Raw genomic sequence first — 19,670 nt, forward strand, 5'->3', positions numbered from 1 at the left:
AAAAATGCACATACGCCAACTGGTAAATGGTAAGTGCCAACAAGTATTTTAGTTCATTAAATCCCCTATGAAAGACAAAATGCAGGATCATGGCTTTTTTGTGATCCGGACTCCTCTCCTACCCTTCTTGGAATGTTATAATCTCTCTACCAATAAATTAAAATTGCTTTTCGAAAACGTCCTCTTGCAAGAAGCTCTATTTATTGCCTCTCCAGATTTATATGAGGCCTTTCAAGTATGGATAAAAGGTGATATGCAGACAGTTAAGGACAAGCAGAAAATGGAACTGACGCTTACCAAATATTTGCTCCGTATGTGTTACCGCTGTACTCCTTTCGGATTATTTGCAGGCATTTCTATAGGTGAATGGAGGAAAGCTACAGATGTAAAGCTGCCTGCAACTACCTGCTATAGGCGTCACAGCAGGTTAGATATGGATTATTTAAGTGCTTTAGCTTATCAAGTCAATGGATCTTCTGCTATCAGCAATTCTCTAAGGTATTATCCAAACAATACCTTATATCGGGTGGGCAGTCAATTGAGATATATAGAATACCGCCTCCATCAGAAGCTGCGTGCTCATCACCTGGTGAATATTGACTATTCGGAGTATGTTCACAAGGTAATTGAGCGTGCAATCAAAGGAGCTACTCCTACAGAATTGGCCTTATCATTAGTAGATACAGAAATCAATCTGGAAATTGCTACTGATTTTGTGAATGAGCTTATTTCCAGCCAGGTCTTATTAAGTGAATTAGAACCAGTAGTGACAGGAAAATCATATACTAATGTGATTATTGAAAGCTTGCGCAAGCCAGAAAGTAAATATCTTGCCCAAATCTTAGAAAATATAACAGGAAATCTGCAAGAAATTGATAACTGTCCTCCAGGTAGTGCTATCGGAGCCTATCAGCAAATTGCTCGACAAGTTAAGGCATTGGGTATACCTTTTGATATAGGGCAGCTCTTCCAGGTAGATATGTGTAAGCCTGCTATATCCAAAGCTTTGCATAATCAGGTAGTGGATGAATTGCAAAAAGCCGTGCTGCTGTTAGCAAGTATACAGACTAGTACAGAAGAAAAGGATAACCTCACCAAGTTCCGGGAAGCCTTCTATCTGCGCTATGAGGAACAGGAGGTTGCTTTGCTTGAAGCACTGGATAGCGAAATGGGAATCGGGTATCCACTGATTAATGCTGTGCCTTCAGATTTCAATCCTCTACTTGAAGGAATAAGTTTTAACTCTCAAAAAATAGATAATATATCTTTTGAGTGGTCGGAATGGCAGCAATTCTTGCTGGATAAATACAGTGCAGCTCTAAAAAACCAAGACCCCATTATTGACCTTAAAACAGAGGAACTTGAACCTTTTTTTTACAAAAAGGAAATACATCTTGCCCACTCCCTTTATTCGGTTATCAGTATACTGGCACAATCTCCGGCAGATATAGATGCAGGTAAATTCAGGCTCATTCATCAATATACGGGTGGGCCTTCCGCTGCAAGTTTGCTGGGTCGCTTTTGCCATCTGGACAAAGCTCTAGCAGACCATGTAAAAGAAGCTTTAAGAAAGGAAGAACAAATGTACCCGGGGGCTGTTTTTGCTGAGATTGTGCATATTAATCAAGCACGGATTGGAAACATTTCACAGCGACCTGTATTACGTGAATACGAGGTTCCTATTGTTACCAGGTCGTCTGTAGATGAAAACCATACCATCTTGTTAGAAGATTTATTGGTTTCTGTCAGAAATAACAGGATTGTGTTGCGGTCAAAAAAACTGGGTAAAGAAGTAGTTCCCAGGTTGAGTACTGCACATAATTATTCACTACAATCCCTTCCCTCCTATCATTTTCTGTGTGATTTACAGTACCAGAATTTACAAAGTGTAGTAAGCTGGAGCTGGGGCGCCTTAAGCAAAGCCCAATTCCTGCCTCGTGTGCAATTAGGTAAGATTATTTTAACTGAAGCTCAATGGCTACTTCAAAAAGAGGATCTGCAGGTTATTACACAAGCAAAACAGACAGAACTATTGAATGTAACACATAGGCTTCGGATAGAAAAAGGTATACCTCAGTGGGTAACCATAGCCCAAGGCGATAATATTTTACCGATGGATTTAGAAAATCAACTTTGCCTGAATGTGCTGCAAAACCTAATAAAATCTGTTGAACATATCTTTCTGAAAGAATGCCTGTTCGAAGTTGATAACCTCTGGGTACAGGGGCCGGAAGGACGATTTACCAATGAATTAATTGTACCCTTACATTTTTCTTATAAGACTTCACCAGAAAAATCTTTAGAATCAACTGGATTATCAATTCCTCCATCAACAAGGCAATTTTCTATTGGCTCTCAATGGCTGTATATAAAGATTTATTGTGGCGTAAAGACAGCCGATAAAATATTAACAGAAGTCATTAAACCCGTGTCTGAAGCATTACTAAGTAAGGGTGTTATTGACAAATGGTTCTTTATCAGATATGAAGACCCTGAGCATCATTTGCGTGTACGCTTCCATGGGGAGGGTGTTTTTTATACTGAAGTGATCAGCCTGTTAAACAAGTACTTAGAGAGGTTTTATAAAGCGAATCTCATCTATAAATTCCAGACAGATACTTACAAACGGGAGTTGGAAAGGTATGGTGATGAGAACATACATGATAGTGAAGAATTGTTTTTCCATGATAGTGTAGCTGTAGTCAATATGGTAGAATCTCTCACAGGAGATGAAGGCGATAAACTACGATGGCAAATAGCTATTATTGGTGTAGATGAGCTTTTAAATGATTTTGGGATGAATACAGTTCAGAGAAAGGCATTGATGGATAAGTTACAGACACAGTTTAAAGAGGAATTTAATCTGTTAGAGGTAGAAGCCAGGCAATCTTTGGGTAGAAAATACCGGGAGGAAAAAACAGCTTTAGAATCAGTTTTAGAAGGAAAATTTATATCTGAGAATCTTCTCAAGTTGCTGCAACCTATAAAATGTCGCACTCAAAACTGGCGCTATACAGTTGATAGAATCATTGAAAAAGACAGACACACAAAGTTATCAGTAAGTCTGGATGATCTGTTAGCAAGTTATATACATATGTTTCTGAACCGGATACTTAGAAATAAACAAAGGATGCATGAGGCAATAATTTATGACTTTATGTTCCGGTATTATACTTCACAACTGGCCAGGAAAAATATAGTAATGGCATAGCTATAGCCGTATTTTCATTATCATAGATCAAGAATTAAGAATAACTGTACCATCACCTATTTAATCAATGTCAGCATTTCCATTTTACCAGCAACTAGATTCAAAAGATTGCGGGCCTACCTGTTTGCGGATGATTGCAAAGCATTATGGAAAAGCGTATAGTTTGCAGCTCATCAGAGAAAAAACAGGTATCGGCCGGGAGGGAGTTTCCTTGTTAGGGATGAGTGAAGCAGCCGAGAAGCTTGGATTTCGAACTATGGGAGCTAAAATATCATATCAAACTTTACTGAATGATGCTCCCCTACCCTGCATTGTTCACTGGCAGCAAAATCATTTTGTGGTAGTTTATAAAGTAAAGAAAACTAGGAAGCACGCTTTTACAAAACCCAAGCACAAATTCTATGTGGCTGATCCCCAAAAAGGTATAATGGTATATTCAGCAGAAGAGTTCCGAGCTAACTGGTTAATCAACCAGAATAATGGACAGCAAGAAGGAATTGCTTTGTTTTTAGAAACCACGCCTCAGTTCCATCTACAAGAAGATGAAAAGCAAACAGTAAGTGGATTACAACAACTCGTACCCTATATCTTTTCCTATAAAAAGCTTCTTATACAACTATTTTTGGGTGTATTTATAGGAAGCATTCTACAACTAATCTTTCCTTTTCTGACACAGTCTATTGTGGATATAGGTATAAATACACAGAACCTGAATTTTATCTACCTTATCCTTTTTGCACAGCTTATGCTGTTTGCCGGACGTACCTCAGTAGAATTTATTCGTAGCTGGATTATACTGCATATGGGTGCTCGTATCAATCTCTCTATCCTTTCTGACTTTCTGGTGAAGTTGATGAAACTGCCCCTATCATTTTTTGACACCAAACTCTTTGGTGATATCATACAGCGGATCAATGACCGGCACCGTATAGAAGAGTTCCTTACCTATACAACCCTTCACACTGCATTCTCTTTGTTCAGTATTGTAATTTTTGGTGTAGTACTGTCTATCTATCATCTTACTATTTTTACTATTTTTTTATCTGGAAGCATATTGTATATCTTATGGATCATGCTTTTTCTGAAAAGGCGGCGTAACCTTGATCATAAAAGGTTTGATTTAGAAGCTAAAAACCAGAGTAATCTGTTTGAATTGATTCAAGGTATGCAGGAGATAAAGCTGGCAAATAGCCAAGTGCAGAAACGCTGGGAATGGGAAAGCCTTCAAGCAAAGTCAATTAAGTTAAGTATCAAGGCATTAAGCTTAAGTCAATACCAGCAGGCAGGTGCTTTCTTCATAAATGAGGGGAAAAACATTCTGATAACTTTTATAGCGGCAAAAGCTGTAATTGAAGGGCAGTTAACCTTAGGCGCTATGCTGGCGGTGCAATATATAGCAGGACAGCTGAATAGTCCAATAGAGCAGCTTTCGGGGCTTTTGCAGACCATGCAAGATGCTAGTATCAGCCTGGAACGGTTGAATGAGATTCATCAGGAAAAAGATGAAGAATCTGTAAGCCTAATCGCTTTTCATACATTACCGGAAAACAGAAGTTTTTTCTTAAAAAATATAGACTTCCAGTACCCTGGTACAGGGAGCGAACCTGTACTCAAAAACATAGAATTATACATTCCTGAAGGTAAAACAACAGCTATTGTAGGCATGAGTGGAAGCGGAAAAACCACTTTGTTGAAGCTCCTGCTCAAGTTTTATGAACCTACCCGAGGTGAGATCAGGCTGGGAAATATTAATTTGAAAAACATAAGTCAACAGATATGGCGCGGCCAATGCGGAGTAGTAATGCAGGATGGGTTTATATTCTCTGATACCATTGCACGCAACATCACCATGGCTGATGAATACCCAGACATTCAAAAGCTACTTCATGCGGTAAAGATAGCCAATATTGGAAGTTTTATAGAATCATTGGCTATGGGTTTTAACACTAAAATAGGCGCTGAGGGCAATGGTTTAAGTCAGGGACAAAAACAACGTATTCTGATTGCCAGAGCCGTCTATAAAGATCCGTCTTTCATATTCTTTGATGAGGCTACTAATGCTTTAGATGCCAATAATGAAAGTTTGATCATAGAACATTTGCAAGAGTTTTTTCATGGGCGGACTGTGGTAGTTGTTGCACACCGGCTTAGCACAGTACAGTATGCGGACCAGATAGTTGTAATGCATAAAGGAGAAATTGCAGAAGTAGGAACCCATGCCGAATTGATAGGTACAAAAGGAGCCTACTACAAGCTTGTCAGGAACCAACTTGAACTTGGAGTGTAAAAAACTGTTTTCTGTAACAAATGAACAACATTTTCTATAAAAATCTACAGTCAGTGACAAATCAATTTGAAAATGACCAACTCCCAATATCAGTAGAGCTTAAAAGTGAAGAAGTAAAAGAAATTATAAGCCATGTACCTCACTGGCTGGTACGCTGGGGAATTACCCTATTCTTTTTCATCCTAGTAGTTTTTCTTTTGATGGGATGGATGATTCGCTTTCCACAACTCGTAGAGGTCCCATTAAGGCTTACTACTTTAAATGCTCCTAAATCTGTCAATGCCCGGACAGAAGGAAAGCTTGTACGCTTATTTGTGAAGGAGAATGACTGGGTTAATAGAGATGATATATTGGGTTATGTAGAAAGCTCCTGTGATCATGGTCAAGTCTTATCTCTTGCAAAAGACTTAGATTCGATTCTTGTACTGATAGATAATTCCGGAATAGATATGCTTGAAAAGAGAGAGCGTAAGAATTACAATCAGCTGGGTGATTTGCAACAATCCTATCAGGTTTTTGATCAAGCCTATGTAGAATTGCTAGCTGCATTGTCTAATGGCTTCTATAGAGATAAAAAAAATATATTGCAGAAAGAGCTGGATGAGTTAAAGCAACTTGAGAAGATTTTACAAGAACAGACACAGCTTTATCAGCAGGATTTTGATTTGGCCTTCCAAGAATATCAGGCACAAAAGAACTTGGCAGCACAAGGAGTAATAGCTAAAATGGAGTTAACCAAAGAAGAAAGCAAACTTTTATCAAAGAAAATCCCTGTAAAGCAAGCACAGGCCATGGTTATACAAAACCGTACGGATCAGAATAGTAAAACAAAAGAGATTATAGAATTAAACAAATTGATAGCATTTCATCAGAAAAATTTTGTTCAAAGTATATATTCCCTACAAAGTGCTATTAAAGCCTGGAAGCTAAAATATGTGCTGGTTGCCCCTATGGAGGGAAATGTGTTCTTTTCTACACTGAAAGAAGAGAAACAAAATCTTACCATTAATGAAGAGTTGTTTTATATATCAGCCAGTAATGAAAATTACTTCGGGGAAATCCATATTCCGCAATATAATTTTGGAAAAGTAAAAAAAGGACAGAAAGTACTAATAAAGTTGAATGGATACCCCTTTGAGGAATTTGGAGTATTGGAAGGTAGATTAGAAGACATTTCACAGATTCCAGGTAAAGACAAAAATTTCCTGGCCAAAGTAGCTTTACCTAATGGCTTGCAAACAAACTATGGAAAGCAGATACCTTACAAATCCGGAATGACAGCAACAGCCCAAATCATTACAGAAGAGGTGAGGATGTTGGAGCGGTTATTTTATCAATTCAAAAAAGTTGCTAATAATTGATGCGAAATTATCTACTAAATTTAACGGCTATTTTATAGGTTTATCAGATAATATATTAAATTTTTCGTGTCTACTCCCCTACTCAATCTTTGTTTTCTCTTTTATAGCTATGGTTGCTTTTATAAGCGGATAAAATAGAAAATCCCTATAACTTCTTAAGTACAAAGGCAATCCAATCTTTTGTTTGACCAGGGATTTTTATATCAGGGGAAATTCTAGCAGCAGGTGCTGGCTTGACTAGAATTCTGTCGTTCCTGGATAATGGATAAGCAAAGACAAAGCTTCCGCATGGCATTGGCATTTCTGTCATATCCAGATAATCTGCTGCTCCGGCAGTCTTATCACCAAAAATTGTGACTTTTTTGCTCTGTCGAGCTTGCAGAACAAAAAGCTCAGCTGCACTTGCAGTGTTTTCATTGGTGATAATAGCTACCTTAGCTGGATTGGGACAAAGGCTGTTTTGCCGGACGGTATCTGCCGGCAGTGTTACCACCTGTCCTTTTTTCTCTTCAAGCATTTTTATTGTTTGCTCAAGCTCGTTTGTCAACCGGATGTTTTCTACCACATTAGGGAAAAGGAGCATATTTTTGAAAGCAGCAATATTATCGTTAGTAGCCAGAATAGAATTGCCTTCAATTACTATAGGACCAGTGTACAGAAAAGGTATCAGCTTTTCAAATGAGGGCACTGCTCCACCCCAGTTATCTCTGATATCAATTATTAAATTTTTTGATCGTAAAATAATATCTCTGTTAGTTTCTATCAAACTGTCTATAGTAGATTTATTTTCTGGCGCAAAATCAGCAAGAGTTAATAATACGCTTTCATTGTTAAGAGCCCTGCAAGAAAAGCCTGGATTGTTCATAATTTGCGTATCCTTTACATCAGGTGTTTTTACTTTTGGATATAGTTTGTTCCACAATCCCAATCCATCAGGTAATGCAATGGAGTGAGTATTGACCGTCAGTGGTAATTCTGTACTGCTGTGATCCCTAAAATAATAGTTAGCAGTATAAGTGGTGCTATTTTTTTTAATCTCTATTTTAACCTGCCCTGGCATCCAAAAAATACTGTCAGCCTGTAATACTATTCCGGCAAAATCTCTGGTCATTGTTTTGCTTTTGAAAATGGCTATTTTATACGTCTGTGAATCGTCAGTCCAGATTCCTTCAATTTTATCCCTTTTGCTAGTATTCAGGTATTTTATGATGTCTGCTTCTGATAAGTTTATTTTTTCTGCTGAAGCAAACATAGCACGTATCCTTTGTGGCTCTGCCGGCTCAGGTGCAAAGTATACCATCATGTGTGGATCTTCAAAAAAATCTGTATATGCTTGTAAAACTGGTAAGCAATTAGATGTATATATTTTCTTAGCTTCCTTCTGCAAGCTATCTGCGAATGGCCGGTAAGAAATGTTATTGCTAACCTTTTGTTGATACCCAATATAATTCTGCTTCGTCTTCTCCATCAGAAATTCAAGTTCCTCTAAGCAAGTACAAGATTGGGCGAAAGTATTTGAATGGAAAATGCTTGTAGTGATAATTGTTAAGCAAATGAAAATCAATTTACTGATCATTAATGGCAAAATTTATCTTTTTAATATTAGATGATATGAATTGTTGAACGAACATAATTCTTAAAATTATAAGGAAGTATTTTGAAGCCATCTATACTTCAAAATACTTCCTTATAAATACTCAAAATAACAGATCGTTAATTGTATTATCTGGTTTTTACTGTTCGTACGGTTGTTCTGGTTGATCCGCAATTTCCTGCAGTTGATCCTCCTACAGGGTCATCACTGCCACCCTTTACAGATTTCATAGAAGGCTTATCTAGTTGTACAATAGTTTCTTTGTTTAAAGCTAACTTTTTAAGCGTTTCAATAGAGTTTTTCATTTAGAATTTAAATTTTTGGGGAAAGTTATGTAGGTGGAAAATTAAGAAATTTTATTTAAATGCTTTAAAAGCGATACACCAACAAGCCTATAACAGGGGTGTGCTTGATTATTAGAAATGCATTCCTAGTATTACCTCCGGCTACTATTCATGTTTGTCTTTGGAAAAAGTAGTTATATATATAGGATGTTTCAGTTGATGTACCCTATCTTTATCTAAATAAAAACAAAGAGTACATTTAGCAATGCAAAAAGCTTTTTTTACCCATCTAATCATAATCTCCACTTACTTATTCTATTATATATTCCTGGATCATCTAATTGCCCCCGATATAGAAATACCTTGGTGGGACAGAGTAATATATTATTTATCTGGCATTGCAGTTAGCTATTGTACATTTTTACTCATCCTGCCGAGATATTTAAAAAATAAAAAGTATATTTCTACTGTAGTATACAGCCTACTGCTATTTGTACCTTATGCAGGTGTTCAGTATCTGCTGGATTACGTTTTGAAACCTTACTTATCTCCTGAAGAAATCTATAGATCCTTTGAGTCTGTTTATTTCTTTTCAATACATTTCTCACTTTTTATTCAATATTACCTCTATGGTCTGGCTTACTGGCTGGCTAAAGATGCAATAAGAAATGAACGGGAGAAAAGATTGATTGCTGAACAACAAAGGAGGATAGAAGAAGATATTCTAAGAGCTGAACTTGCTACTTTAAAAGCCCAGATTAATCCACACTTTCTATTCAATATTCTCAGCTATTTCTATACTAAATCTTACCGTATCTCAGAAGAACTCAGTGATGGAATACTCAAACTCTCAGAGATCTTACGTTATGCTCTGCGTGATACGGGTGAAAGGCAGGTAACTTTGGAGGAAGAAGTTCACAATCTGAAAAATTTTATCGCTATCCATCAGAAATTATTCAACAATGAACTATGTATAGAATTTAATTTAAGTGGTGATTTTAACAATAAACGTATTCTGCCCTTAGTACTTATTTCCTTTGTTGAAAATGCTTTTAAGCATGGACAACTGACGAATTCAATAGACCCCTTGCAAATTCAACTATCTGCTGCCCAAAACCACACCCATTTCTATATCAAAAACAAAATTGGAAAAACCAGAAAAGAACTATCAAATGGTGTGGGATTGAATAACATCCGTAGAAGGTTAGAGCTGGCCTATAAGGATAATCATAAGCTATGCACTATTCAGGAAGGGCAATACTATGTATGCAATTTAACCATTTATGATAACTAATTTTACTTTTATTTAACCAACAACCTATTATGAAATTAAGTACTATTGTTGTAGACGATCAGCCCCATGCCATTGAACTTTTAACCGACTACATCCAGAAAACACCTTTTTTGCAATTATCCTCAACTTTCACAAATCCTGTTGATGCGCTACATTTTGTTAGCCAACATTCAGTGGATTTGATATTTCTTGACATAGAGATGCCGGAGCTCACCGGCATTGAATTTATGAATATTCTAGACGGTAAATGTAAAATCATATTAACTACTGCCCATATTCAGTACGCTGTACAAGGATTTGACTTTAATGCAATAGATTATTTATCCAAGCCTATCGCTTTTGAGCGCTTCTTGAAAGCAGCTCAAAAAGCCCTTAATACTGCCTTCTCTCCTACCCTTTCTCCCCAAACAATTTCATCAAAAGACAAAATCGAAGACATATTATTTGTAAAAACTGAAAAAAAAGGGAAACTTCAGAAAATTGCCTTAAATGATATTTATTATATCGAAGGTGAGAGCAATTATGTATCCATCTATACCGAGTCAGACCGCATCCCCACTCTACTAAACATCAAAGACCTGGAAGATCAACTACCAAAGGGACAATTTTTTCGGGTGCACAAATCTTATATTGTATCTTTGAGTAAGATAAATTCAATTGAAAAAAGTCATGTGGTTTTAAAAAAACCTGCGAGAGATATTCATATACCTTTAGGACTTACCTATAAAGACAACTTTTTCTCCCTTTTACAAGACAGTATTATAAGCAGAAAACATTAAAATTTATTTTATCTATTTAACTTTATTTTACATTTTAATAGTAATTACCGGTTAATATGGTTTAAATTTATTAACCGGTAATTACTATTAACATTTTTTATATTGATTATACTCAATATATGGTTTTTATGTTTATTTCATATTATATTATATATAAGACTAATCAATTTAATATTATATATACTAATTAATTAATTTAATATGATAGGTAATATAATACTTATAAATAGTATTATATTAAAATTAAGACTAATACATATATTATTAATATTACTTATTGTATTGTATTTCAATATAAATAATTATGGCCGTATAATATTTTCTTTATTATTAAAGTAGTTAGTACAGAAATATTTGATTTTAATATTAAACCTTATAAATTGGCCTAAACATTTTAACCATTAAATATGGCAAAAGTAATAACAGTCTTAAATATGAAAGGTGGCGTAGGAAAAACATCTTCTGTAATTAATATTTCTGCTATTCTTAAAGAAAAAGGCAATAAAGTGCTTTTAATTGATTTAGACGCTCAAGCCAATTTAACCCAAGGGCTGGGTATATCAGATGATTTGGATAAAACCACATACACTTTACTGAGAAGGGATTTTAAAATTGAAGAAGTGATTTATAAAAAAGATGGCATTGATATCATACCAAGCTCGATAGATCTTTCAGTAGCAGATCTAGAACTGTCAAGCAGAACGCTAAGGGAATTGATTCTGCAGAACCTACTTGAACCTGTAAAAAATAAGTATGACTATATCCTGATTGATTGTCCGCCAAACTTAGGCCTGCTTACCATTAATGCTATTGCTGCAAGTGACTATTACCTAATTCCACTTCAGGCGGAATATTTTGCTTTGAGAGGGCTAGTGAAACTAATAGAAGCCATTGACTTTATCAGATCTGAGACCAGAACAAATATTCAACTTGCTGGAGTATTTCTGACCAGATTCAATAAACAAAAAACATTGAGCAAAGACGTAGCTGATGTTGCAAAAGAGCAGCTGAAGGGAAAGCTACTAAAATCTTTTATTCGCGAAAATATTGCTATTGCTGAGTCTCAGGCGGAAGGCTTATCAATTTTTGAATACGATAAAAAGTTTAATAAAGAAAGTAATGGTGCAGTTGATTACAGAAATCTCACAACTGAAATATTAACTTTAATTAAGTAATTATTATGAATAATGAGAAGAAAGGTTTTAAAAACACATTAAGAGCAAGTTTGCAGAATTCAACTAATCCTTCAACAGATGAGATAAATAATATGGAAATTACAGATAGTCCATATAATACGAATAAATCAGATAATACTATTAATACTGGGAGAGAAGATAAAAAAAATAAGCCAATTCAAATACTCGAACCGGTGAAACCTGTAAAGTTAACTATGGAAGTAACTGCTGAATACGCAGAGTTACTGGAAAGAGAAGCCTTCTGGGAGAGAATGACTCTGAAAGCAATAATGGCTGAAATGCTGGAGCATCGTTATCAGGGAAAGAAATTTAAGCCTATTCCGGAAAACAAAAGACCAACTAAGAGGGGACCAAAAAAGAAGAGCCAACTATAAGCTTTGAAGCTTAGTAATTCTGCCTTAAAATTAGTTGGGTAGGGGTTAAGTAATATCATGCATTCCAGCAAAGGTTTTTACAGCAGTATGCTTGATTGTACCTTTGCTGGAGCGGAAATATCAACAGGAGAAAATAGCGTCAATTTCAGAACTATTTTCTTTCATATTAACCATGAAAAGTTCCTGGTATAATGCTGTGTTTTCCAGTTCATGCCTTTTTTCAGAAGAAAATCCTTCAATACCATTCTGGAATAATTGAATAAACTCTTCAGCATCCATTGCAGGATCTTCATACAGAGGAATATCAACTATAGCATCTGATAAGTGCTCTGCTTCAAGAGGGATATCTATTACAGTACTACCTGGTAAAGGCACAGGATGAGCTCGGTCGTTTTCTGAAACAGGGTAGGAGAGAGGGTGCTTATTTGAAAAGCCTACAGAGGTGTTAAGTACTAGAGAATCATCAGAGGCAGGATCAATCTTCGAAGTTTTTAAGAGTGAATTAGATGTATGGGGTTTGTCATCTGAGCGTACAAGAATAGGAGATGAGGTATTTTCCTCAATAATATTCTGCCTGAAAAAGCGTCCGTACAGTTTCAAATATAAGTTCGTTATCTCAATGCGGTAGTAGATAATTAAAATTATAAAATAATATAAAAGAATAATGGCTACCATAAATGTGGCAAATTGGCTCCAGGATAAGGCTTCAAGCATGGGTTTTAGTTAAAAAGGTAATATATGGTTATAAGATAAATTGCTTACAGAATTATAGGAGAGTCTGCTTCTTTTCGTGTCTTTTTAATTCAATAAGTTGTTTTAACTCTTCCCGGTATTGTTCTAAATGTAGTAAAAATATATTGTGTGCATAATCCACAGCACCAAACTCTCTTGATGGAGCAAGCCACCGGATAATTTCCTGTAAGGTTTCATGGACTTCGCATGAAATATACAAGGCTTTTCGTTTCTTAATGTTTTTATCAGTTTGTAAAAAATATGTGTGATCTGGCAAAGTAACCCTCTTACCTGCTTTTTTCTTCTGTTCATCCCTGTTAACAATCGTACTAGAGGATATTTGAGTGGACATGTGTTCCTCCAGTATTGAAGGGATTTTAGTATGTGAGCCCTTTATAATTGTAGCAGATTTTCCTTCTTCAACGACTTCGGAGATTGACACAGAGTTTATTTTATTTTCTAACACCTGATTGTCTACATTGACAAGCGTGCTGTCGAAATTAGTAGGAACCGCATTAGGCATCAGCAACATTTCCAGCTTAGTTATATCTGTATCTGAGTTTTTACCTTTAATCATAAGAACGGATTTTAGGGTAGCCTATTATCAATAATTTCTTCCGACCTCTTGCTGATGATATCTTCTATATGCGCTGCAAATTCAACAACATGCGAGTGCATCATATTCTTTTGCAAGGGAAGCAGTGTAGACCTTAAATCCTTACGTCTGAAATAGACACTATCTTCAATTTTTACAGGAAGCAGTGGAATATGCTTTTTCAGAAAAAACGCTTCTACCTGATTATATATCTCCTGTTTTTCGCCTTTACGGTATTTGTTCCATATAACAAAATAATTTTTTAACCTACTGTCAGGCTTATTTAAAATCTGATCTTCCAATACAGATATGTAACCAATAGCGGATTTCAATGATTCTGCATCAGGTTCTATAGGGACAAAGATATAATCCATTTTTCGCCAGACACCACTTATCCCATCCAGGCGCATTGTGCCAGGTAGGTCCACAAACACTACATCAGTGTTTCCATCTAATTGCTGGCAAATAGAAGAAAAAGCATTATTATCCTTTGATACAACGGCAGAATGAATAGGGTAGGGGTGGAGCTGTTGTCTGACAAATGCCTCTGCCCGGATAGGATCATCTTTTATAGTTTTTAGTTCAGTATCCCTTAAGTTATAGATAAACTGTTGGGGAAAGTCTGCATCTATAACAGCCACCTTTTTATGTCTTAAATAAGACAAAATGGAAGCTGTAATAACTGTTAATGTTGATTTGCCTACACCGCCTTTTTGAGATGAAATAGCAATAAATTTTGTCTGTTTCATTAAATTAAAATAATTGTTAATAGAATAAATTATTTAAACTAAATGTTTAGTTATAATTCAACTAAACATTTAGTTTAACTTAGTAGATACGCCAAACATGATCTAAATAAGCGTTTCTGTAGTACTAAATATTTTTGTGCTATCAGACTTTTCCTAAAAGTAAGCAGCTTGAGAGGTATAAAAAACCAAGTATATGGTAACAACAGCTTTAGGAATGTAAAATGATTGATAACCTGTATAAGTCTAAAAGCGCTGATTCTATCGTTCAACCATTTGTTGTTTAAAAAACTATGTAATTCAAGGCATAAAACATCACTTAATAGAGTAGTTCTACATTGCTAAATTTGTGAGGTTGTGGAACTAGGAAACTGAATCACGGTTGCATGCAATATAGCTCCCATAGAAGAATGGCTGACTCAGAGATTTACAACATTATTCATAGAAAAGATGTTGTGATTTTATCTTTATGTATGGTGTTAGATACAGAACTTTAGGATTGAATGATTCAATGATTCTGGTATTACAGAATTAGATATGGTTATCATTTAACCTTAAGCGGGGCTACATATTAATAATCCTATCGAATTAAAAAATTGTACGCTGTTTATCCAGCAAATAAGGGCGTATACCATCATTTGAGAACAATATATACATAGCAAGGTGGGCATCATTTGACAGGTAAGCGCAGGGGTTTAACTTAGCGAAAAGTTTCTGCAATGGCAGAAAGCAAGATGTGTTTTTCTCCCCGGAAAACTTAGTAAGTCGCCGGCTTTGAAACCTCTTGCGTTAAACTGAAGCATTAGTAAAAATTTTCTTCGTAGTCAATAATTTTACGTTTATAGATATTAGTATGAAATATTCACCCCAGAAAAGTAATAAATACAAAGGAGGGAGAAGGCCAAAACCAGATGCAGAGAAAGCTCTTTACAAGGTAGGAGGCTTTTGGCTAACGAAGGCTGAAAAGGATATTTACGACAATAAATTCAAGGCTTCAGGGCTTGAAAACCAGTCTGAATTTTTCCGCAGAATTGTATTACGAGGTGCACTTAAGTTATACTATCAGGATAGTTACACAGAGAAAATGTATTATGAGTTACTTAAAATTGAAAGGGAAATCAATGGAATTAGTGCTAATTACAATCAGGCGGTAAAACATATCCAATCTCTCCAGCATAAGGCCAGTCTTGTACTTCCATTAGAAATGCTTCAACAATTAACCTTCAGCTTGAAGGATAAATTTGAGCAAATAGTATTACTCTTTGAGACTTTTAGCCCTTCGGCTGGCAGGCTTCCGCAGTCAACTGAGAATGGTAAAAGTAAATAAATTCTCTATCCAGTAAAACATACGTTTCTTAACCATGGTTGCCAGAATTTCAACAGGGAAAAGTATTATCGGACTTATTAACTATAATGAAAACAAAGTGGCAAAAGGTGATGCCCGGTTACTCGCCGCTCGGAATATGGTGTTAGGCAAAAAAGAATCAGAGTTAACCTATGATATGAAAGTTGGTACCTTCCAACAAATACTTGATGGAAAGAAAAATAGAAAGCTGGATAAGCCTACCTTGCATATATCCTTAAACTTTGATCCGTCAGAAAAACCCACAGATGAAAATTTACAGCAGATTGCTACCAAATATATGGAAGGTATGGGCTATGGGAATCAACCTTTCTTGGTGTACCGTCATGAAGATACAAGGCATCCACATATGCACATAGTATCCATTAAAGTGGACCGGGAAGGAAATAAGGTTGATGATACTTTCTTCAAACGCCGATCTGACAAACTACGCAAAGCTTTGGAAGTGGAATACAATCTGGTAAAAGCATCAGAAAAGATGAAGCAACTTACGGATTTTATAGCATCCTTGCCCCTTGAAGCAATAAAATATGGCAAAAGTGATACAAAAGCCGCCATTTCTGGGATAGTGAGAAATATACAGACTCACTATAAGTTCACCAGCCTGAACCAATTTCAAACCCTGCTCAGGCAATACAATATCAAAGTAGAACATATCAAAGGGACATCAAAAAAGGCAGATTATGAAGGTCTGATATATTCTTTAACAGACAGTAAGGGAAGAAGAGTAGGGGTAGGGATTAAAGCAAGCAGTATTTACAGCAAACCCACTTTGCCAAATCTTAGGGAGCAATTCAAAAAAAATAGTCAGGCAAAAATTGATTTTCGCATAAAAACTGCTAATGAAGTTGGAAAAGTATTGAGTAGCTACCGTTCTATCACCAAAGAAGGGTTCACAAAGCAATTATCAAAGCAAGGAATTATAGCGATATATCATCAGGGAGAAAAAGGGAAACAAGGCCTTATTTTCATAGATCATGTTCGTAAGGCAATTTTTAAAGAAGGCGAATTGGGTAAATCATATAGATGGAAGAATCTGCAAAAACACTTCGGAGACTTCACCATACCCAAACAAATGATAAGTAATGGGCTTCAAAATGAAATTGTAAGAAAAAATTCAAGTAAAAGTGATTTTGTTAAAGAAAAACTGCTAAGAGAAGCTTCATCAGCCCTGGCATTCATTTATAATCGTTTGAGAAAAGCTAATAGCAGAGAAGCGTATTTTGAAAGTACTTTTGTTAAAAAGCTTCATCAGATTAATCTTGCAGATCCCTTATTAAAGGAATTACCTTCATTAACCTACAAGCAAGCCACAGACTTAGAGCAGAGGTATAAAAAGTATAAACAAAATAAATTGAAGGTTATAGAAAACAAAGAGATAGATTATTTCGGAAGGAAGGTAGAGATAGCTTTCCGTTTTATTGAAAAACACAAAGATAGGAGTCCGGTAGAAAAAATTTCCTTCTTATACAGATATGGACTTCAAGTGCGCAAAGAAGAGGGACAAATCATTTTTCAACATAGCAGGGGAGAACACCTGAAGGTTACATTTGAGGAAGAAGCCATTAAGAAGCTACTTGGATATAAGGATATCTTACCATCTATTGATACAAGGAAATTTGTCCAATATTCTAAAGCTGATAGAGACTCTATTACCCATAATGCAGATATATCCTCAGATGATAAAGCAACAAGACAAAATATTTCAATAAAGGATCAACAAGTAATATTACCACCCACATATATTCTACCAGGTCAGAAGAATACACCTAATAATTCAACCATTAGCTGTGTGAAGAACAATAGTGGAGTAGATAGCCATGAAGCAAATACTAAAAAGAAGAAGCGGAACCGTAAAATTTCCGGATAAGGAAACATTATTTATCTTTACCACAGAAAGAGATAGGTATAAAAATGATGATAGTACAATTAAAGATGAGAAAAGTAAAATATCAAAATTATTTGTTTTTCCTCCTTTTTACCCACATATCACGCTTTTATATACCTAAATTCAAGGTCTGACAATAGTTTTCTTTAATAATCTTGTGAGACACATATCATACCACTATGGTAAAAATTAATTTGGAAGAAGTGCACTTTGAACAAATACAAAAATTAGGGATTACCAGGCAACTGCTAGAACAGACAGGAACCTGGAGAAACTGCTCAATGGCGAAAAAACAGATCTGATTCAAGAATTTAAAGTCATTCATGATGGGGTAGAGAAACGCTTCTCGGCTCATTTGGTTCTAGAGCCAGATACATCCGGCAAACCTTTGTTCAGAGTCTGGGCACCAGAGATAAAAGAAGTTATTAAGCAGGCAAAGCCGGAAGAGATTAGCCTTGACAAAATACCTTTTAAGCAACTAACTCCCTTGGGAATTACTAGAGAAAGTCTACAAAAAAGTGGCGAGTTAGAAAAATTGTTGAAAGGGGAAAAAACTTCCATTATGCCTAATCTGACGATGGTCATCCTGGGAAAGGAAAGAAGGGCCGCCGGCAGATTATTTCTGATTATAGAGCCGGATGGTAGGTTGAAATTTCGGGTAGAATTTGTAAAAGCCCATCAGACTATGCAGCAATCCTAAGAGGATGCCTATTAATTTTTTAGCTGCTTTTGGTGCCAGCGGCCGGAGACATATAATCCGCCATTGCCACTCAGTTCCCTTGCCCATTTCTCAGTGGCCATAAGCATAAGGAAGTATTGCTTCATGTAACTATGCCATGTTCAATGCGGATCACTTCATCCAGCAGGTAATCTACTCCTGTGGTCGTATTGAGTAGCTCAACAGGTTTCTTTCCGCCAAGAGCTTTACTTGGGCTAGCCATCCATATTTTGAACTTTTGCTCACCAAATACCTCAAAACCTTTCTGGTATAATTCTGCTGTTTTAATGATACGTTCGCTGGTAAAATAATCCAGGAATGCTTCATCCGGACAGGTAGGCACAGTTAGAGAAAGGGATGCCGTTACCTCTTGTAAGGAAAAAGACATATGCTCGGCTAACTGATATAAAGCCTTTTTCTGTATTCTAACGCGGGCACCCAGCATAATAAGTACAGAAGTATATAGCATAAGAGTAAACTATTTTGTGTTAATAAAGAATTCTTCCCATTTCCTTTTCAAATACAACTCTATAGTAAGTATTGTACGAATAAATAGAGAATAAATCACCAAATAATATAGCAAAAATACTTTTCTTTCTGTTTCTACAGATACATTCCGGAGAGCAGTAGTATTTGTAAATACTTAAACTTTCCTTCAAATCTTTAACCAGGCATAAGTATTCCTTCAATAGCTTTTAGGAATTTTTAATGCTATCAGCTGGTCTACCCATGTGTTTGCCTTTTCTTCTGACTTCTATTGGCCGATGCGTAACAGCTCATTCAGAGATTCTGTTTCCATTCGGACAAATAAGCATCAAATTAGTTACTAGTTTCTTTGTCCATCTTATGTACGAGTTTCCATGGGTAGATATAGGCATAGTAAATTATTATAGTCAATACGGAATAAAACTACAATTTTTCTCTTTTTCTTTCAGTACAGTATCTAAATACAGATGAAGGTAATCAACAAAGTCAAATAGACCTTTTCTTATAATAAGAAAAGTAGGCGAGGGGAGGGGTTCGTAAATTTATCTCTGCATTTATTAAAACTCTACCATCAATTAACCACAATGCCCTTCCTGCGAAAGCAGCCATATTGGCAGGAGTTACAAAAAGTGGTTAATAAAATCAAAGTTTACTTAGCTAATTTTCATGAGTTTTTGTTACGTTTTTCTAGCTATAGATTTTCCTGATGTATATATTAATTGAATGATCCACCAGATTTCAGTTCAAAAGTAGGCCAGTGGA

Annotated in this window: 16 protein-coding genes; 10 read left to right on the forward strand and 6 right to left on the reverse strand. The window is 35.9% G+C overall.

Features of this window, described 5'->3' with window-relative positions; translation table 11 throughout:
• Nucleotides 1–67 precede the first annotated feature (67 nt).
• From Q0590_RS31005 to Q0590_RS31015, 3 genes are all read left to right on the forward strand, one after another.
• Complete coding sequence (locus Q0590_RS31005; RefSeq protein WP_302041541.1) at nt 68–3,211, forward strand: lantibiotic dehydratase; 3,144 nt, start codon at nt 68–70, stop codon at nt 3,209–3,211.
• A gap of 67 nt (nt 3,212–3,278) precedes the next feature.
• Nucleotides 3,279–5,498 carry a peptidase domain-containing ABC transporter gene (locus Q0590_RS31010; RefSeq protein ID WP_302041542.1) on the forward strand — a complete coding sequence of 740 codons (2,220 nt, stop codon included), beginning with the start codon at nt 3,279–3,281 and terminating at the stop codon, nt 5,496–5,498.
• Nucleotides 5,499–5,518: 20 nt separating this feature from the next.
• Nucleotides 5,519–6,859, forward strand: a complete 1,341-nt coding sequence (locus tag Q0590_RS31015; protein WP_302041543.1) for an HlyD family secretion protein — start codon at nt 5,519–5,521, stop codon at nt 6,857–6,859.
• A gap of 145 nt (nt 6,860–7,004) precedes the next feature.
• On the opposite strand, the gene Q0590_RS31020 is transcribed toward Q0590_RS31015, so the two are convergent.
• Together Q0590_RS31020 and Q0590_RS31025 are read right to left on the reverse strand one after the other, a co-directional pair.
• Complete coding sequence (locus tag Q0590_RS31020) at nt 7,005–8,435, reverse strand: S41 family peptidase (RefSeq protein ID WP_302041544.1); 1,431 nt, start codon at nt 8,433–8,435, stop codon at nt 7,005–7,007.
• Between the two features lie 146 nt (nt 8,436–8,581).
• Nucleotides 8,582–8,758, reverse strand: coding sequence for a class I lanthipeptide (locus tag Q0590_RS31025; RefSeq protein WP_302041545.1), 177 nt, complete (start codon nt 8,756–8,758; stop codon nt 8,582–8,584).
• 511 nt (nt 8,759–9,269) lie between these two features.
• Between Q0590_RS31025 and Q0590_RS31030 the strand changes: the two genes are divergently transcribed.
• The 4 genes from Q0590_RS31030 (at nt 9,270) to Q0590_RS31045 (ending at nt 12,380) form a co-directional block, all read left to right on the forward strand.
• Nucleotides 9,270–10,031: a sensor histidine kinase gene (locus Q0590_RS31030; RefSeq protein WP_302041546.1), complete on the forward strand. Its 762-nt coding sequence runs from the start codon at nt 9,270–9,272 to the stop codon at nt 10,029–10,031.
• A gap of 29 nt (nt 10,032–10,060) precedes the next feature.
• Nucleotides 10,061–10,810, forward strand: coding sequence for a LytR/AlgR family response regulator transcription factor (locus Q0590_RS31035; protein ID WP_302041547.1), 750 nt, complete (start codon nt 10,061–10,063; stop codon nt 10,808–10,810).
• A gap of 407 nt (nt 10,811–11,217) precedes the next feature.
• On the forward strand, nt 11,218–11,985 hold the full coding sequence (locus Q0590_RS31040; RefSeq protein WP_302041548.1) for a ParA family protein: 768 nt from the start codon (nt 11,218–11,220) through the stop codon (nt 11,983–11,985).
• Between the two features lie 5 nt (nt 11,986–11,990).
• Nucleotides 11,991–12,380 carry a hypothetical protein gene (locus Q0590_RS31045; protein ID WP_302041549.1) on the forward strand — a complete coding sequence of 130 codons (390 nt, stop codon included), beginning with the start codon at nt 11,991–11,993 and terminating at the stop codon, nt 12,378–12,380.
• 120 nt (nt 12,381–12,500) lie between these two features.
• Here the strand turns inward: Q0590_RS31045 and Q0590_RS31050 are convergent, their stop codons facing one another.
• Genes Q0590_RS31050 through Q0590_RS31060 form a run of 3 tightly spaced genes read right to left on the reverse strand, consistent with a single transcriptional unit; the run spans nt 12,501 to nt 14,456 of the window.
• Nucleotides 12,501–13,094, reverse strand: coding sequence for a hypothetical protein (locus Q0590_RS31050; RefSeq protein WP_302041550.1), 594 nt, complete (start codon nt 13,092–13,094; stop codon nt 12,501–12,503).
• A gap of 52 nt (nt 13,095–13,146) precedes the next feature.
• The gene (locus Q0590_RS31055) at nt 13,147–13,689 is read right to left on the reverse strand and encodes a DUF3408 domain-containing protein (protein ID WP_302041551.1); all 543 of its coding nucleotides are present in this window, start codon (nt 13,687–13,689) and stop codon (nt 13,147–13,149) included.
• An 11-nt stretch (nt 13,690–13,700) separates the two neighbouring features.
• Entirely contained in the window at nt 13,701–14,456 is a 756-nt protein-coding gene (locus tag Q0590_RS31060) for a ParA family protein (protein ID WP_302041552.1), read from the reverse strand.
• Between the two features lie 850 nt (nt 14,457–15,306).
• Between Q0590_RS31060 and Q0590_RS31065 the strand changes: the two genes are divergently transcribed.
• The 3 genes from Q0590_RS31065 (at nt 15,307) to Q0590_RS31075 (ending at nt 18,404) form a co-directional block, all read left to right on the forward strand.
• Nucleotides 15,307–15,780, forward strand: coding sequence for a plasmid mobilization protein (locus tag Q0590_RS31065; RefSeq protein WP_302041553.1), 474 nt, complete (start codon nt 15,307–15,309; stop codon nt 15,778–15,780).
• 34 nt (nt 15,781–15,814) lie between these two features.
• Entirely contained in the window at nt 15,815–17,686 is a 1,872-nt protein-coding gene (locus Q0590_RS31070; protein WP_302041554.1) for a relaxase/mobilization nuclease domain-containing protein, read from the forward strand.
• Nucleotides 17,687–18,092: 406 nt separating this feature from the next.
• Nucleotides 18,093–18,404, forward strand: coding sequence for a DUF4099 domain-containing protein (locus Q0590_RS31075; RefSeq protein ID WP_302041555.1), 312 nt, complete (start codon nt 18,093–18,095; stop codon nt 18,402–18,404).
• Nucleotides 18,405–18,525: 121 nt separating this feature from the next.
• Here the strand turns inward: Q0590_RS31075 and Q0590_RS31080 are convergent, their stop codons facing one another.
• On the reverse strand, nt 18,526–18,891 hold the full coding sequence (locus tag Q0590_RS31080; protein WP_302041556.1) for an MbcA/ParS/Xre antitoxin family protein: 366 nt from the start codon (nt 18,889–18,891) through the stop codon (nt 18,526–18,528).
• Nucleotides 18,892–19,670: the final 779 nt, after the last annotated feature.

Origin of the sequence: Rhodocytophaga aerolata (genome assembly GCF_030503435.1) — a bacterium.
In the GTDB taxonomy this organism is placed as follows: domain Bacteria; phylum Bacteroidota; class Bacteroidia; order Cytophagales; family 172606-1; genus Rhodocytophaga; species Rhodocytophaga aerolata.

Bases quoted from the DNA above. Each gene is read 5' to 3' on its own strand.
- Q0590_RS31005 (WP_302041541.1), top strand. From the start codon at position 68: ATGAAAGACAAAATGCAGGATCATGGCTTTTTTGTGATCCGGACTCCT.
- Q0590_RS31010 (WP_302041542.1), top strand. From the start codon at position 3,279: ATGTCAGCATTTCCATTTTACCAGCAACTAGATTCAAAAGATTGCGGG.
- Q0590_RS31015 (WP_302041543.1), top strand. From the start codon at position 5,519: ATGAACAACATTTTCTATAAAAATCTACAGTCAGTGACAAATCAATTT.
- Q0590_RS31020 (WP_302041544.1), bottom strand. From the start codon at position 8,435: ATGATCAGTAAATTGATTTTCATTTGCTTAACAATTATCACTACAAGC.
- Q0590_RS31025 (WP_302041545.1), bottom strand. From the start codon at position 8,758: ATGAAAAACTCTATTGAAACGCTTAAAAAGTTAGCTTTAAACAAAGAA.
- Q0590_RS31035 (WP_302041547.1), top strand. From the start codon at position 10,061: ATGAAATTAAGTACTATTGTTGTAGACGATCAGCCCCATGCCATTGAA.
- Q0590_RS31040 (WP_302041548.1), top strand. From the start codon at position 11,218: ATGGCAAAAGTAATAACAGTCTTAAATATGAAAGGTGGCGTAGGAAAA.
- Q0590_RS31045 (WP_302041549.1), top strand. From the start codon at position 11,991: ATGAATAATGAGAAGAAAGGTTTTAAAAACACATTAAGAGCAAGTTTG.
- Q0590_RS31050 (WP_302041550.1), bottom strand. From the start codon at position 13,094: ATGCTTGAAGCCTTATCCTGGAGCCAATTTGCCACATTTATGGTAGCC.
- Q0590_RS31055 (WP_302041551.1), bottom strand. From the start codon at position 13,689: ATGATTAAAGGTAAAAACTCAGATACAGATATAACTAAGCTGGAAATG.
- Q0590_RS31060 (WP_302041552.1), bottom strand. From the start codon at position 14,456: ATGAAACAGACAAAATTTATTGCTATTTCATCTCAAAAAGGCGGTGTA.
- Q0590_RS31065 (WP_302041553.1), top strand. From the start codon at position 15,307: ATGAAATATTCACCCCAGAAAAGTAATAAATACAAAGGAGGGAGAAGG.
- Q0590_RS31070 (WP_302041554.1), top strand. From the start codon at position 15,815: ATGGTTGCCAGAATTTCAACAGGGAAAAGTATTATCGGACTTATTAAC.
- Q0590_RS31080 (WP_302041556.1), bottom strand. From the start codon at position 18,891: ATGCTATATACTTCTGTACTTATTATGCTGGGTGCCCGCGTTAGAATA.